Annotated in this window: 13 protein-coding genes and 4 pseudogenes; 10 read left to right on the top strand and 7 right to left on the bottom strand. The window is 75.9% G+C overall.

Features of this window, described 5'->3' with window-relative positions; translation table 11 throughout:
• From BJF79_RS18075 to BJF79_RS18065, 3 genes are all read right to left on the bottom strand, one after another.
• Positions 1 to 1,548, bottom strand: a 1,548-nt coding sequence (locus BJF79_RS18075) for an FtsX-like permease family protein (protein ID WP_143220010.1), incomplete at its 3' end; no start/stop codon positions are given.
• Complete coding sequence (locus BJF79_RS18070; RefSeq protein ID WP_075898960.1) at positions 1,518 to 2,039, bottom strand: hypothetical protein; 522 nt, start codon at positions 2,037 to 2,039, stop codon at positions 1,518 to 1,520. The genes BJF79_RS18070 and BJF79_RS18075, both read right to left, overlap by 31 nt.
• Positions 2,039 to 2,779 (bottom strand): ABC transporter ATP-binding protein, encoded by a 741-nt coding sequence (locus BJF79_RS18065; protein WP_262402217.1) that lies wholly within the window; start codon positions 2,777 to 2,779, stop codon positions 2,039 to 2,041. Before BJF79_RS18065 ends, BJF79_RS18070 begins: the two co-directional genes overlap by 1 nt.
• Before the next feature lie 726 nt (positions 2,780 to 3,505).
• Here BJF79_RS18065 and BJF79_RS67035 point away from each other — a divergent pair.
• The 4 genes and pseudogenes from BJF79_RS67035 to BJF79_RS18045 all read left to right on the top strand — a co-directional run.
• A pseudogene (locus BJF79_RS67035) lies at positions 3,506 to 3,880 on the top strand (glycosyltransferase 87 family protein); the annotation flags it as partial.
• 415 nt (positions 3,881 to 4,295) lie between these two features.
• The gene (locus tag BJF79_RS18055; protein ID WP_316043376.1) at positions 4,296 to 5,159 is read left to right on the top strand and encodes a glycosyltransferase family 4 protein; all 864 of its coding nucleotides are present in this window, start codon (positions 4,296 to 4,298) and stop codon (positions 5,157 to 5,159) included.
• On the top strand, positions 5,156 to 6,394 hold the full coding sequence (locus BJF79_RS18050; protein ID WP_262402216.1) for a sensor histidine kinase: 1,239 nt from the start codon (positions 5,156 to 5,158) through the stop codon (positions 6,392 to 6,394). Before BJF79_RS18055 ends, BJF79_RS18050 begins: the two co-directional genes overlap by 4 nt.
• Entirely contained in the window at positions 6,382 to 7,029 is a 648-nt protein-coding gene (locus BJF79_RS18045) for a response regulator transcription factor (RefSeq protein ID WP_075898956.1), read from the top strand. Before BJF79_RS18050 ends, BJF79_RS18045 begins: the two co-directional genes overlap by 13 nt.
• Positions 7,030 to 7,103: 74 nt before the next feature.
• Here the strand turns inward: BJF79_RS18045 and BJF79_RS18040 are convergent, their stop codons facing one another.
• Positions 7,104 to 7,889: an enoyl-CoA hydratase-related protein gene (locus BJF79_RS18040; RefSeq protein ID WP_075898954.1), complete on the bottom strand. Its 786-nt coding sequence runs from the start codon at positions 7,887 to 7,889 to the stop codon at positions 7,104 to 7,106.
• Between the two features lie 306 nt (positions 7,890 to 8,195).
• Between BJF79_RS18040 and BJF79_RS18035 the strand changes: the two genes are divergently transcribed.
• The 3 genes from BJF79_RS18035 to BJF79_RS67025 all read left to right on the top strand — a co-directional run bounded on the left by BJF79_RS18035 (position 8,196) and on the right by BJF79_RS67025 (position 9,954).
• A complete protein-coding gene (locus tag BJF79_RS18035; RefSeq protein WP_075898952.1) occupies positions 8,196 to 8,363 on the top strand; it encodes a DUF3117 domain-containing protein in 168 nt (55 codons plus the stop codon).
• 117 nt (positions 8,364 to 8,480) lie between these two features.
• The gene (locus BJF79_RS67030) at positions 8,481 to 8,939 is read left to right on the top strand and encodes a hypothetical protein (RefSeq protein WP_410050105.1); all 459 of its coding nucleotides are present in this window, start codon (positions 8,481 to 8,483) and stop codon (positions 8,937 to 8,939) included.
• 115 nt (positions 8,940 to 9,054) lie between these two features.
• Positions 9,055 to 9,954 (top strand): leucyl aminopeptidase family protein, encoded by a 900-nt coding sequence (locus BJF79_RS67025; RefSeq protein ID WP_410050104.1) that lies wholly within the window; start codon positions 9,055 to 9,057, stop codon positions 9,952 to 9,954.
• On the opposite strand, the gene BJF79_RS55525 is transcribed toward BJF79_RS67025, so the two are convergent.
• The 3 genes from BJF79_RS55525 to BJF79_RS18020 are packed head-to-tail and all read right to left on the bottom strand — an operon-like array spanning position 9,955 to position 11,014.
• Positions 9,955 to 10,107: a hypothetical protein gene (locus BJF79_RS55525; RefSeq protein ID WP_158079211.1), complete on the bottom strand. Its 153-nt coding sequence runs from the start codon at positions 10,105 to 10,107 to the stop codon at positions 9,955 to 9,957.
• Entirely contained in the window at positions 10,098 to 10,610 is a 513-nt protein-coding gene (locus BJF79_RS18025; RefSeq protein ID WP_075898950.1) for a hypothetical protein, read from the bottom strand. Before BJF79_RS18025 ends, BJF79_RS55525 begins: the two co-directional genes overlap by 10 nt.
• Before the next feature lie 5 nt (positions 10,611 to 10,615).
• Positions 10,616 to 11,014 (bottom strand): O-methyltransferase, encoded by a 399-nt coding sequence (locus tag BJF79_RS18020; RefSeq protein WP_316043375.1) that lies wholly within the window; start codon positions 11,012 to 11,014, stop codon positions 10,616 to 10,618.
• 483 nt (positions 11,015 to 11,497) lie between these two features.
• Here BJF79_RS18020 and sigE point away from each other — a divergent pair.
• The 3 pseudogenes from sigE to BJF79_RS60555 form a co-directional block, all read left to right on the top strand.
• Positions 11,498 to 12,103: pseudogene (gene sigE / locus BJF79_RS60560) on the top strand (RNA polymerase sigma factor SigE); the annotation flags it as partial.
• 250 nt (positions 12,104 to 12,353) lie between these two features.
• Positions 12,354 to 12,416 (top strand): annotated as a pseudogene (locus tag BJF79_RS67020) (anti-sigma factor); the annotation flags it as partial.
• A 35-nt stretch (positions 12,417 to 12,451) separates the two neighbouring features.
• A pseudogene (locus tag BJF79_RS60555) lies at positions 12,452 to 12,911 on the top strand (hypothetical protein); the annotation flags it as partial.

Raw genomic sequence — 12,911 nt, 5'->3', positions numbered from 1 at the left:
CGTCGCGTCCGGATCGAGGCGGTCCATGGTCGCGGGCGCCACGAGGCCCTGGTCGGCGAACAGGTGGGACGGGTCGTGGTAGGCGCCCGCGACCGTCAGCGCGACCCGTCCGCGCTCGCCGCGCAGCACGATCCGGTCGCCCGCGCGCAGGTCCAGCGCCGCCAGGACGGAGGAGGCCAGGCCGATCTCGCCGGGCGCGAGCGGCCGCAGGCTCCCGCCGAGGTCGAGCACCGAACGCAGGTCCCGCTGCGGGGCGCCCGTCACCGCCAGATACGGGAGGGCGGCGTCCGCCGCGCCCACGACGGTGGTGTCCACCGAGGTCAGCGCCGCCGCGGACGTCACCCCCGGGACGCCCGCGACCCGTCCGGCCAGGTCGCGGGGGAGCACCCCGGCACCGGACGCGTCGTCGGCCGCGGCGATCGCGTGGTCGGCCCGCAGCACCTCACGGCCCGCCTCCGCGAACCGGCCGTGCACCGACAGCATGATCAGCGCGGTGGTGCCGACGAGCGCGACGCCGAGCATCAGCGACGACGCGGCGGCCGACACCCGGCGCGGGCTGCGGGTGATCGTGGCGCGGGCGAGCCGGCCCGCCTCCCCGCTCACCGCCGTCCCGGCGCGGCCGACCAGGCCGCCCAGCGGGCCGACGAAGAACGGCGCGAGGACGGCGAGCGCCGCCACGGTCGTCATGCAGCCGAACATGATGAGGACGGACGTCCCGATCGTCCGGTCCATGCCGGGCGGTTCGTCGTACCGGATGAGGAGGGCGGGGCCGAAGAACATCCAGGCGCAGCCGAACACGGCGAGCGCACCGATGAGGCGCGGCCACCGGCGGTCGCCGGTCCCGGTGCTCGTCGCCCGCAGCGCCTGCATCGGCGACACCGCCGCGGCCCGGCGCGCCGCCCGTCCCGCCGCGAGCTGGGTGACCAGCAGGCCGCAGCCGACGGGCGCCGCCAGCGCCACCCAGCCGACCTGCGCGTCCGCGGCGGAGATGTCGAAGCCGTCCGCGGCGAACAGCCGGGTCAGCAGCGCCGACACCGGGTAGCCGACGAGCAGCCCGCCCAGCGACGCGACCAGCCCCACGGCCAGCGCCTCGAACCGGATCAGCCGCTTGAGCTGCCGCGGCGTGGCGCCGATCGCCCCCAGCAGCGCGAGCCGCGGCGTCCGCTGCCGGACGAGCGTGCCGAACGTGTTCGCCACCACGAACAACCCCACGAACACCGCCACCGACGCGAGCATCCCGATCGCGCCGCCCACCGACGCCCCGGTCGACCGCAGGGCGTTCCCCTGCGCGTCCCGCACCTGCTTCGCCGTCCGGACGGTCGCGTCCCCGCGCAGGTCCCGCGCCAGGCCGTCGCGCAGCCCGGCCGCCGAGACCCCGTCCGCCGCGCCGACCCACACGCTCTGCCACACGCCCGGCTCCAGCCGCGCCGCCCGCCGCACCGTCTCCGGCGGCGCCAGGACCAGGTCGCCGCTCGCGACCGCGTCCCGTCCCTGCACGGTGACGATCCCGACGATCGTCATCTTCCGGGCGCGATCCGGCAGCAGCACCGACAACGCGTCACCGGTGCCGAGCTCCCCCGCCCGCGCGACGTGCCGGGAGACCGCGACCTCGCCGTCCCGCGCGGCGCCCGTCCCGACTCCAGCCGGTACGCGCTGAGGGACGGCTCCGCGATCCACGGGCGCAGCGTCGTCCCCGCGCCCGCCGGCGGGACGATCGGCTCGCCGTCCCGGCCGCTCGCGACGACCGGCACCTTCGCGTCCCCGGCCACCGCCGCGACCCCCGGACGGCCCGCGACCCGATCGAGCGCGATCCGCCCGTCCGGCGTCGCGTACAGGGCGCCCGGATCCGTCTCGCCGCCCTGCACCACCACGTCCGTCCGGGCGAACTCGCTCGCGTCGCTGCCCGCCACCGCCGCCTGCGCCCGCAGCGCGAACTGCAGCGCCCCGGCCATCAACCCGATCGCGAACACCCCGGCCAGCAGCGTCGCGACGAGCCGTCCCCAGCCCTCGGCGAACGACCGCCGCGCGATGAGCCACATCAGCCCTCCATCCCGCGCATCACCGCGTGCACGCCGTCGATCGTCGGTTCGTCGAGTTCCCGCACCAGGAGGCCGTCCGCGAGGAACAGCACCCGATCGGCGTGCGCGGCCGCCGCCGGATCGTGCGTCACCATGATCACCGTCTGCCCGTAGGCGTCGACCGCCGTCCGCAGGAACCCCAGCACCTCGCCGCCCGAACGGGAATCGAGGTTGCCCGTCGGCTCGTCCGCGAACAGCACCTCCGGCCGGGTCAGCAGCGCCCGCGCCACCGCCACCCGCTGCTGCTGCCCGCCCGACATCTCGCCCGGCCGGTGCGCCAGCCGCCCCCGCAGGCCCAGCGCGTCCACCACGGTGTCGAACCACGCCCCGTCCGCCTTCCGGCCGCCGAGCCGCCCGGTGAGCCGGATGTTCTCCTCCGCCGTCAGCATCGGCAGCAGGTTGAACGACTGGAACACGAACCCGAGCCGGTCGCGCCGCAACCGCGTCAGCCGCGTCCGCGACAGGCCCGTGATCTCCACCCCGCCGATGACGACCGACCCCGACGTCGCGGTGTCGAGCCCCGCCAGGCAGTGCAGGAACGTCGACTTCCCCGACCCCGAGGGCCCCATGATCGCGGTGAACCGGCCGCGCGGGAACGCCGCCGAAACCCCGCGCAACGCGGTCACCGCGCCGTCGCCCGTCCCGTACCGCTTGGTCAAATCGGTCGCCGAGGCCGCGTGCTCGACGGATGTCTGCATCATGGCCACGAGTCAAGCGCCGCGCGTCCCCCGGCACACTGGCGCGCACTCCCGGACCGGCGGTGGGGTTGTCCCTACCTCCGCCCAGGTGGAGGCCGGAGGTAGACCTGGCCCTACCCCGGATCCGTCGGTCAGCGCCAATGTTCCGAAGGCCGCGCCGCGATTGCCTGGACGGCGTGAAACCGCAGCTCACGACACCCGCTCTCTACGCCCTGTGCGCCGCGTTCGCCGCGGCGACCGCCGCCGTCACCGACCTCCCCCCGCACCGCACCTGGGCCCTCCCGGCCGCCGTCGCCTACACCCTCGCCGCCGCCGCGACCACGATCCCCCGCCTCCGCCACCCCGCCACCCTCGGCCCGCACCTGGTCGCGTTCGTGGGAGCGGGGCTGGTGCCGTTGGCGGTGCTCGTCGTTTCGGGGCAGGCGCAGCCGGAGGCCGGGGTCGTGGAACGGTCCGCGGCCCACCTCCTCGCGCACGGCACGCCCTACCGGATTCCCGGGCCGGGCGAGGGCTACGAGGCGTTCAACCCGTATCTCCCCGCGATGGCGGTGCTCGGCCTTCCGTCGGCGTTGACCGGCCTGGACGTCCGCGTCGTGTTCGCGGTCGTGTTCCTCGCGCTGTTCGCCGCGAGTGGGCTGCTGCTGCGCGGGCGGCGGGCGCTCGGGCCGCTCGCGCTCCTGGCGGCGTCGCCGCTGGTGACGCTGCCGCTCGCGGTCGGGCGGCGACGACCTGCCGGTCCTCGGGCTGGCGTGCCTCGGCCTCGCGCTGGCCGCACGGGGCGACGCGGGGGCGGCCGGGCTCGTCCTGGGCCTCGCGGCGGCGATGAAGCCGACCGCGTGGCCCGTGCTGCTCGCGTGCCTGGCCTTCCTGGCCGCCCGGAGGGCCGGCGGACGGACGTTCGCCGCGGCGGCCGGGGGAGCGCTCGCCGCCGGGGTGCTCGGGCCGGCGCTCGCGGCTCCGCGCGCGTTCGTCGAGAACGCCGTCCGGTTCCCGATGGGGCTGGCGGGGACCGGGTCGCCCGCCGACAGCCCGCTGCCCGGGCGGCTCCTCGCCGACCTCGGGACGGGCGGGCACGCCCTCGCGGTCGCGGCGCTGGTCGTCGCGGAGCTGGCCGTGGGGGCGTCGCTGGCGGTGCGGCCACCGGCGGACGTCCGGGCGGTGGCGCTGCTGGGCGGCGGCGGGGCTCGCGCTGGCGACGGCGCTGATGCCCGCGTCGCGGTGGGGCTACCTCGTGTACCCGGCGGTGCTCGTGCTGTGGGCGCGGGTCGCGGCCCGCGCGCGGAAGGAGGAGCTGTGGCTCGCTGCCTGATCGTCACCAACGACTTCCCGCCCCGGCGCGGCGGCATCGAGACGTTCGTGTTCGAGGTGGCGCGGCGGTTCCCGCCGGACGAGGTCGTCGTGTACACGTCCGCCGAGCCGGGCGCGGCGGAGTTCGACCGCGGCCTGCCGTTCCCGGTCGTCCGGGACCGCGCGCGGACGCTGCTGCCGACGGCGCGCGTTCGCCCGGACGGCCCGGCGGCTGATCGGCGTCCACGGGTGCGACCGGGTGTGGTTCGGCGCGGCGGCGCCGCTCGGGCTCCTGGCCGGACGGCTCGGCGTGCCGTCGGTCGCGACGACGCACGGCCACGAGGTGTGGTGGGCCGGGGTGCCGGGCGCGCGGCGGACGCTGCGGTCGATCGGCGAGCGCGCCGACGTCGTCACGTACCTGACCGGGTACACGCGCCGCCGGATCGCCCCCGCGCTCGGCCCGCGGGCCCGGCTCGAACGGCTCGTCCCCGGCGTGGACCCCGAGGTCTTCCGCCCGGACGTGGACGGCACGGACGTGCGCCGCCGGTTCGGCCTCGGCGACCGTCCGGTGGTGCTCAGCGTGTCGAGGCTCGTGGCGCGGAAGGGGCAGGACCGGCTGATCCGGGCGATGCCCCGGGTGCGGGAGGCGGTCCCGGACGCGACGCTGCTGATCGTCGGGGGCGGGCCCCGCGAGACCCGGCTGCGGCGGGCCGCGGGGGACGGCGTCGTGTTCGCCGGGTCGGTCCCGCACGCGGACCTGCCGCCGTACTACGCGGCCGCCGACGCGTTCGCGATGCCGTGCCGGTCGCGGCGGCTGGGGCTGGAGACCGAGGGGCTCGGGATCGTGTTCCTGGAGGCCGCGGCGGCCGGGCTGCCGGTGCTCGCGGGCGATTCGGGCGGCGCGCCCGAGACCGTCCGGCACGGCGAGACGGGGTACGTCGTGGACCCCGCGTCGGTCGGGGAGATCGCCGGACGGCTCGTCGACCTGCTCGTCCGCCCCGGGACGATGGGGGAGAAGGGGCGGGCGTGGGCGCGGGACGAATGGAGCTGGGACGGTACGTACCAGGCGCTCCGCCGCCTTACGGTCGGACCATGACGAGTCCGTGGCGCGCGATGGCGGGGAACCCGCTGCGGTTCCTGCTGTCGTCGTGGCCGTGGCGGTCGCTCGCCTACCTGCTGAGCGGCCTGGTCACCGGCATCCTGTGGCTGGAGCTGGCGCTCGTGCTGGTGGTGGTCGGGGTGCTCCTCGCGCCGGTCGGCGTCGGGGTGGTGCTGCTGCTGTGCGTGCCGCTGTCGGCGATGGGGCTGGCCGCCGTGGAAAGGCGGCGGCTGCGGCTGCTCGACCCGCGCCCGGCGCCGTCCCCGCACCGCGACCCGGTGGAGGCCGGGCTGCGGCCCTGGCTGCGGTTCCGGCTGCGGGAGACCGCGACGTGGCGGGAACTGGGGCACGCGGTCCTGGCGGGGCTGCTGTCGGTGGTGGCGCTGATGGTCCCGTTCGTCCTGTTCGTGGGCGGCGTCGTGCAGGCGTCCGCGCCGATGCTCGTCGGCCACGGCGACCAGATCATGTACGGGCCGGCCGGGACGGTCGACACGCGCGGCGAGGCGTGGCCGGTGGCCGTGTTCGGGGTGTTCATGGCGCTGCTCGGCTGCTACGCGCTGACCGTCGCGGCGGCCGCGCGGGCCGCGCTCGACCGGGCGCTGCTCGTCCGTCCGGTCGAGGAGGAGCTGGTGGACGTCCGGGCGTCGCGGGCGCGGATGGCGGACGCGTTCGAGGCCGAGCGGCGGCGCATCGAGCGGGACCTGCACGACGGCGCCCAGCAGCGGCTCACCGGGCTGATCATGACGCTCGGCCTGGCGAAGCTCGACGGCGGCGGGCAGTGGGCCGGCAAGGCGCAGGACGAGGCGCGCGCGGCGCTCGAAGAGCTGCGCGACCTCGTGCGCGGCATCCACCCGTCCGTCCTGACGGACCGGGGCCTGCGGGCCGCGGTGGAGTCGCTCGCCGAACGGTCGGCCGTCCCGGTGGAGCTGGACGTCGACCTGCCCGAGCGGCCGCCGGAGGCGATCGAGTCGGCCGCGTACTTCGTCGTCGCCGAGGCCCTCGCGAACGTCGCCAAGCACAGCGGTGCGGGCCGGGCGCGGGTGTCGGCGCACCGGTCCCGCAAGGCGCTGCGCCTGGAGATCTGGGACGACGGGACGGGCGGGGCCACCGCCCGGGGGAGCGGCCTGCAGGGCCTCGCCGACCGCGTCGCGGTGCACGACGGTACGGTCCGGCTGTCCAGCCCGCCCGGCGGGCCTACGATCCTGCGGGTGGAGATCCCATGCGAGTCGTGATCGCCGAGGACTCGGTGCTGCTGCGCGAGGGCCTCGGCCAGATCCTCGGCCGGTTCGGGCACGAGGTCGCCGCGGCCGTCGCCGACGCGCCCGCGCTGGCCGCGGCCGTCGCGCAGCACCGCCCGGACGCGGTGCTGACCGACGTCCGGATGCCGCCCGGCTTCCGCGACGAGGGGCTGCGCGCGGCGCTCGCCCTGCGCGCCGAGCACCCCGACCTGCCGGTCCTGGTGCTGTCGCAGTACGTCGAGCAGTCCTACGCCGCCGACCTGCTGCAGACCGGCGGCGCCGTCGGCTACCTGCTCAAGGACCGGGTGGGGGAGGTCGCCGAGTTCGTCGACGCCCTCGACCGGGTCGCCGCGGGCGGCACCGTGATCGACCCGGAGGTGGTGCGGCGGCTGCTGGCGCGGCGCCGCGGGCACTCGCCGCTGGAGCGCCTCACCGCGCGGGAGCGGGAGGTGCTCGCGCTGATGGCGGAGGGACGCTCCAACGGCGCGATCGCCCGCGCCCTCGTGGTCGGCGAGGCGGCGGTGGTGAAGCACGTCGGGTCGATCTTCGGCAAGCTCGACCTGCACCAGACGTCCGACGACCACCGCCGCGTCCGCGCCGTCCTCGCCTACCTGCGCGAGGCGGCCTGACGCCGGTCCGTTCACCTGCGGCGTGTTGCCCTTATCCGGCCGCTCATAAGGGCAACACGCCGCAGGTCGACGTGTCAGCGGCCTTCGAAGACCGGCTGCTCCTTCTTCAGGAACGCCTCGGTGGCGTTCCGGTGGTCGGAGGTCCGGACGGCCTCGTCCTGCAGGTCGGCCTCCTTGGCCAGCGCGGACGCCAGGTCGTTCGTCGCGGCGTGGTCGAGCGCCGTCTTGACCGCCGCGTACGCGGCCGTGGGCCCGGCGGCCAGGCGGCGCGCCAGCTCGACGGACGCGGGCGCGAGCTCGTCCGCCGGGACCACCCGGTTGATCAACCCCAGTTCGAGCGCCTCGGCGGCCTTCAGCGGCTCGCCGAGCAGCAGCAGCTCGGCGGCCTTGGCGCGGCCGACGAGCCGCTGCAGCGTCCACGACATGCCGCTGTCGGGCGCGAGGCCGATCCCGGTGAACGCGGTCGCGAACCGGGACTTGTCGGACGCGATGACCAGGTCGCAGGCCAGCGCGAGGGACGCGCCCGCGCCCGCCGCGACCCCGTTCACCGCCGCGACGACCGGTTTGCCCATGTTCGCGATGCCGAGCACGATCGGGTTGTACTGCTTGCGGACCGTGTCGTTCAGGTCCCGCCCGGCGGCGAGGTTGTCGCCGTGCTCGCGCAGGTCCTGCCCCGCGCAGAACGCCCGCCCGGCGCCGGTGAGGATCACCGCCCGGGCCGACCCGTCGGACGCGGCGCGCTCGACCGCCCCGCGCAGGGCGTCCTTCATCTCCGACGTCAGCGAGTTCATGCCGTCCGGACGGTTCAGCGTGATCGTCGCGACGGCATCGGTCACGTCGTACAGCACGGTGTCGGACATTCGACGCCCTCCAGCTCTTTCGTAGATCTTCTCCGGCAACCTTCGACGAACCGGACGCCGCGGGCAAGGGCGGATCCCGCTCGTCCCGTTGGTGCGGAGCCATTCCCCCAACCTCGAAGTCCTTCCCCGAAAACGGCCGCGGACCTGCGGCGGGCACGATCTGGAGGCTGATCGTTACCACTTCGCGCCCAGAAGACGAGATAATGGACCACTACTGATGACGCTTGTTGCGACTGGCGGCCGTGCGGCCACCGCTGAGCGCGTGCTGAGCGAGGTCGCGGCCCTACGCAGGAAGGGGATACACGCATGGCGGCTATGAAGCCGCGGACGGGAGACGGTCCGCTCGAAGTGACCAAGGAGGGGCGCGGAATCGTCATGCGGGTCCCGCTCGAGGGCGGCGGCCGCCTTGTGGTCGAGCTGTCCGCAGACGAGGCCAAGGACCTCGGTGAGGCCCTGAAAGACGTCGTGGGCTGACGCCCCCGCCGCACCCGGCTTGCCGGCGACGGTCCCGGCGACCCCGCCGGGGCCTTCGCCGTTTCCGCACAGGTCGCTTCACAACCGGTCGCACCACCACAGGGGGGATCCGTCGTCATGCCCATCGAAACCCGCGTCCGCGCAGCGGACGGCACCGTTTCCGGAACGGTCGCCGAACTCGGGGCGGAGGTCGCGGCGGTGCCCGTCCCGTCCGGTCCGGACGGCCCGGTCGCGGTCCCCGCGGAGATCGCCCGGCTCCTCCCGTTCGGCCTCGACGAGCTGCTGACGCTGCACCGCGCCAAGGGCGAGCCGGGCGAGATCACGGCCGCGCACGTCCCGGTCGACGGCCGGGTCGTCGAACTCCTGCTGTACGGGGTGGGCAAGGCGCGCCCGGCCGACCTGCGCAAGGCGGGCGCCGCGCTGGCCCGCCGCGGCCGCGGACGGTCCGCGATCGTCGCGGGCGTCCCGGAGCGGCGTCCTCGCGGCGTTCGGCGGAGGGCGCCCTGCTCGCGTCCTACCGGTTCACCGCGGGCGCCCCCGGCGGCTCCGGCCCCCTCGGCGAGCTCGTCGTGCTGACCGAGGCCGGGCCCGAGGCAGGTGCGGACGCCATCGCCCGCGGCACCGCACGCGCCCGCGCCGCCGCGCTCGCCCGCGACCTCGCCAACACGCCGTCCGCCGAGAAGGACCCCGCGTGGCTCGCCGAGCGGCCGCGCGCGTCGCCGACGAGGCCGGGCTCGGCGTGCGGCTCCGCGACGAGAAGGAGCTGGCCGAGGGCGGGTTCGGCGGCCTCCTCGCGGTCGGCGCCGGGTCCGTCCGGCCGCCCCGGCTGATCGAGCTCACCTACGTCCCGGACGGCACGCCCGAGCCCGGACGGCACGTCGTCCTCGTCGGCAAGGGCATCACGTTCGACACCGGCGGGCTGCAGCTCAAGCCGAACGCGGGCATGCAGACGATGAAGACCGACATGGCGGGCGGCGGCACCGTCATCGCCGTCATGGGCGCGCTGCGCGCCCTCGGCGTCCGCGCCCGCGTCACCGGCCTCGTCGCCGCCGCCGAGAACATGCCGTCCGGGTCGGCCATGCGCCCCGGCGACGTGATCGCCCACTACGGCGGCAAGACCTCGGAGGTGCTCAACACCGACGCCGAGGGACGGCTCGTCCTCGCCGACGCGCTCGCCTACGCCGCCGCCGAACTCGACGCCGACGCCGTCGTCGACGTCGCCACCCTCACCGGCGCCGCCAAGGTCGCGCTGGGCCTGCGGCACGGTGCCCTGTTCGCCTCCGACGACGACCTCGCCGCGGCCCTCACCGCCGCCGGGGACGCCGCGGGCGAACCGCTGTGGCGGCTCCCGCTCGTCGACGACTACCGCGCCGCGATCGACTCCGACGTCGCCGACGTCGCCAACCTCGGGCGCGGCGGCTACGGCGGCGGCGCGATCACCGCCGCGCTGTTCCTGCGCGAGTTCGCGGGCGACCGCCCGTGGGCCCACCTCGACATCGCGGGCCCCGGGCGCGCCGCGTCCGACGACGCCGAGCTCACCCGCGGCGCCACCGGGTACGGCACCCGGCTGCTGCTGGAATGGCTGTCGTGATCACTTCGAGCGGCGGTCGATCACCGGGATCTTGCGGCGGCGCCGCGCCTGCTTGACGACCTCCGGCAGGGACGAGTCCCAGCCCGGCTCCACGGAGAACGCCCAGGGCTCCGCGGCGGCCGTGGCCGGGACGTCCCGCAGCGTCAGCGCCACGAGCGCCGGACGCTCCGCCGTCCGCGCCAGCTCCGCCAGCTCGGGCGTCGGCAGGAACACCAGATGGTCGCGGACGCCGCCGCGCGCGCCCGCGACGCCGCGCCGGACCGCGCCATCGCCGCGACGTCGTCCCACGCGAGCGTCCGCGCGGCCCGCTTCGGCAGCGGCCAGCGCGCCGGGCGCCGCACCCCGTCGGCGTCGAACTCCAGGACGGGACGCCGCGCGGTGAGCTCGCCCACCGCCACCAGCAGCCCCCACCCGAACAGGACGATGCCGCCCGCCCCGAGCACCGCGAACACCGCGCTCGCGACGCCGAGGCCGCGGATCGCCCCGCCTGTGACGAACCCCACCGAGGCGAGCAGCAGGATGAGCAGTGCCAGCGACCGCCAGACGCCCCGCCAGCCCGTCCGGTCGCGGACGGCGAACACGCCCGCGTCCCGTCCGGTGCCGTCGCGGGGCTCGTCCTGCGGTTCCTTCTGGGGTTCGACGTCGGTGCCGTCCACGGCGGTCAGCCGGTCTTGACGGCGCAGAGCAGGCCGTCGCCGACCGGGATCAGCAGCGGGACGAGCCGCTCGTCGTCGGCGATCATCCGGTGCACGTCCCGGATCGCCTCGGTCACCGGATCGCGGACGGCCGGATCGGCCACCCGGTGATGCCACAGCGCGTTGTCGAACGCGACGACGCCGCCCGGCCGCAGCAGCCGCAGCGCCGCCGTCAGGTACTCGGGGTACTCCTGCTTCACCGCGTCGCAGAACACCATGTCGTAGGCGCCGTCGGTGAGCCGCGGCAGCACCTCCAGCGCCGGGCCGCTGATCATGCGCGTCCGGAACGAGCCGAGGCCCGCCTCCCGGTACGCCTGCTTGGCCAGCCGCTGGTTCTCCGGCTCGATGTCCACGCTCGTGAGCACCGCGTCCTGCGGCGGCATGCCACGCAGTCAGGAGACGACGCCGGACACGCCGCCAGCCCGAACCGATCTCCACGACCGTCCGGGCGCCGATCAGGGACGCCAGGAAGCGCAGCGCCGCCCCGCCCGCCGGACCGATCGGCTGCGCGCCGACCTCCTCCCCGCGCCGCCGGGCTTCCTGGAGCGGCTCGTCTTCGGGGTGGAAATCCTCCACGTAGGCCAGGGTGGCCTTGATGGCGTCGATGGCTGCCTCCTCGCGGGACCCCCGCCTGGCTCATGCTGGAAAGACCATATCGTTGACAGGGAACCAACTGGCGTTTCAGCGCGTTGTAACCAGCGAACCCTTCCACCCTGATGGAGGGGAGAACAGCCGTCGAACCGCCTCCCGGCGGCCGCCGCCGGGAACACGGACGCCCCAGCCCAGGCGAGACCGTGCCGTTCCAAGACGACGTCTTGGGTGACATCAGAGAGGAACAGCCCGGCACCATGGGAGTCGCAGCACTCAGTTTCAGAAGCGCTGTGGGCGTCGGCGCCAGGCAGGGGCACAGCAGCGCCGCCCGCACCCGCGAGAACGCGCCCGAGGCAGAGTGGGCGCCGCCATCGTGGGACGAGGTCGTCCGCGAGCACTCCGGCCGCGTGTACCGGCTCGCCTACCGGCTGACCGGAAACCAGCACGACGCCGAAGACCTCACGCAGGAGGTCTTCGTCCGCGTGTTCCGGTCCCTGGCCAACTACACGCCCGGCACGTTCGAAGGCTGGCTGCACCGCATCACCACGAACCTGTTCCTCGACCAGGCGCGGCGCAAGCAGCGCATCCGGTTCGAGGGCCTCGCCGACGACGCCGCCGAGCGCATCCAGGGCCGCGAGCCGACCCCGGCGCAGGTGTACGACGACACCAACTTCGACGCCGACGTCCAGGCCGCCCTCGACGACCTCGCGCCCGACTACCGCGCGGCCGTCGTCCTCTGCGACATCGAGGGCCTCTCCTACGAGGAGATCTCCGCGACCCTCGGGGTGAAGCTCGGCACCGTCCGCAGCCGCATCCACCGGGGCCGCGCCCAACTCCGCGAGGCCCTCGACCACCGGGCGCCCACGCGCGCCGCCCGGGCACGCGGAACGAGCAGTTCCCGCTCGGGGCGGCGGCGGCCGAGGGAGACGCCCCGGAGCCGATCGAGTACACCGGCGCGATCGCGCAGGCGTCCGGCGAGGCCGTCGCCGCCGCACCGGACCCGGGGACGCACGGGGGCGTCGCCGCGGCGGAGCACCGGCCGGAGGGCGCGTAAGCGAACCGGCGCGCGGAGCCGAGCCGCGCGCGACCTGACCGAACAGACGAGGGAGCCGCGTGAGTTGTCTGGGGGAACGTCTGACCGCCCTGGTCGACGGTGAGCTGGGACACGACGAGCGCGACCGGGCGCACGCCCATCTCGCGGTCTGCGCCCGGTGCCGGGCGGAGGCCGCCACCCTGCGCAGCCTCAAGGGGCGCCTGGCCGGGCTCGGCAGCGCCCCCGAGCCAGGTGCGACGACCTCCCCACCGACGACTTCCTCACCCGCCTCCGCGCCCTCGGCGGTCCCCCCGCCGACCTGACCGGCCCCACCGCGGCACCGACCGCCGGGACGACCGGTTCCACGGACTCCACGGACCCGGTCGCGGCCACCGGCACCGCATCGACGGGGACGTCCGGGGCCACCAGGTCGACCGGCTCCACCGGCTCCACGGGCTCCAGGGGATCGACCGGGGCGACCGACCCCGCCGAACTCCCGCCCGCCGCGCCTCCCTCGCTTCCCTCACCCGGCTCGCCCGGCGAGTTCCCCGCGACGCCCGGACGTGCCGCCCGACCCCGACGATCATCGGCCCGCCCGTCCCGACGCGCGGGCCGCGGCGTTCGCGGGCCCGCGCGAC

The sequence above is a fragment of the Actinomadura sp. CNU-125 genome (assembly GCF_001942465.1).
In the GTDB taxonomy this organism is placed as follows: domain Bacteria; phylum Actinomycetota; class Actinomycetes; order Streptosporangiales; family Streptosporangiaceae; genus Spirillospora.
Note: the sequence above shows the minus strand (reverse complement) of the source record. Positions and strands in the feature narration are given on the sequence as shown.

Excerpts from the sequence above, each read along its gene's own strand:
- BJF79_RS18070 (WP_075898960.1), bottom strand. The coding sequence starts at position 2,039 with ATGTGGCTCATCGCGCGGCGGTCGTTCGCCGAGGGCTGGGGACGGCTC.
- BJF79_RS18065 (WP_262402217.1), bottom strand. The coding sequence starts at position 2,779 with ATGATGCAGACATCCGTCGAGCACGCGGCCTCGGCGACCGATTTGACC.
- BJF79_RS18050 (WP_262402216.1), top strand. The coding sequence starts at position 5,156 with ATGACGAGTCCGTGGCGCGCGATGGCGGGGAACCCGCTGCGGTTCCTG.
- BJF79_RS18045 (WP_075898956.1), top strand. The coding sequence starts at position 6,382 with ATGCGAGTCGTGATCGCCGAGGACTCGGTGCTGCTGCGCGAGGGCCTC.
- BJF79_RS18040 (WP_075898954.1), bottom strand. The coding sequence starts at position 7,889 with ATGTCCGACACCGTGCTGTACGACGTGACCGATGCCGTCGCGACGATC.
- BJF79_RS18035 (WP_075898952.1), top strand. The coding sequence starts at position 8,196 with ATGGCGGCTATGAAGCCGCGGACGGGAGACGGTCCGCTCGAAGTGACC.
- BJF79_RS67030 (WP_410050105.1), top strand. The coding sequence starts at position 8,481 with ATGCCCATCGAAACCCGCGTCCGCGCAGCGGACGGCACCGTTTCCGGA.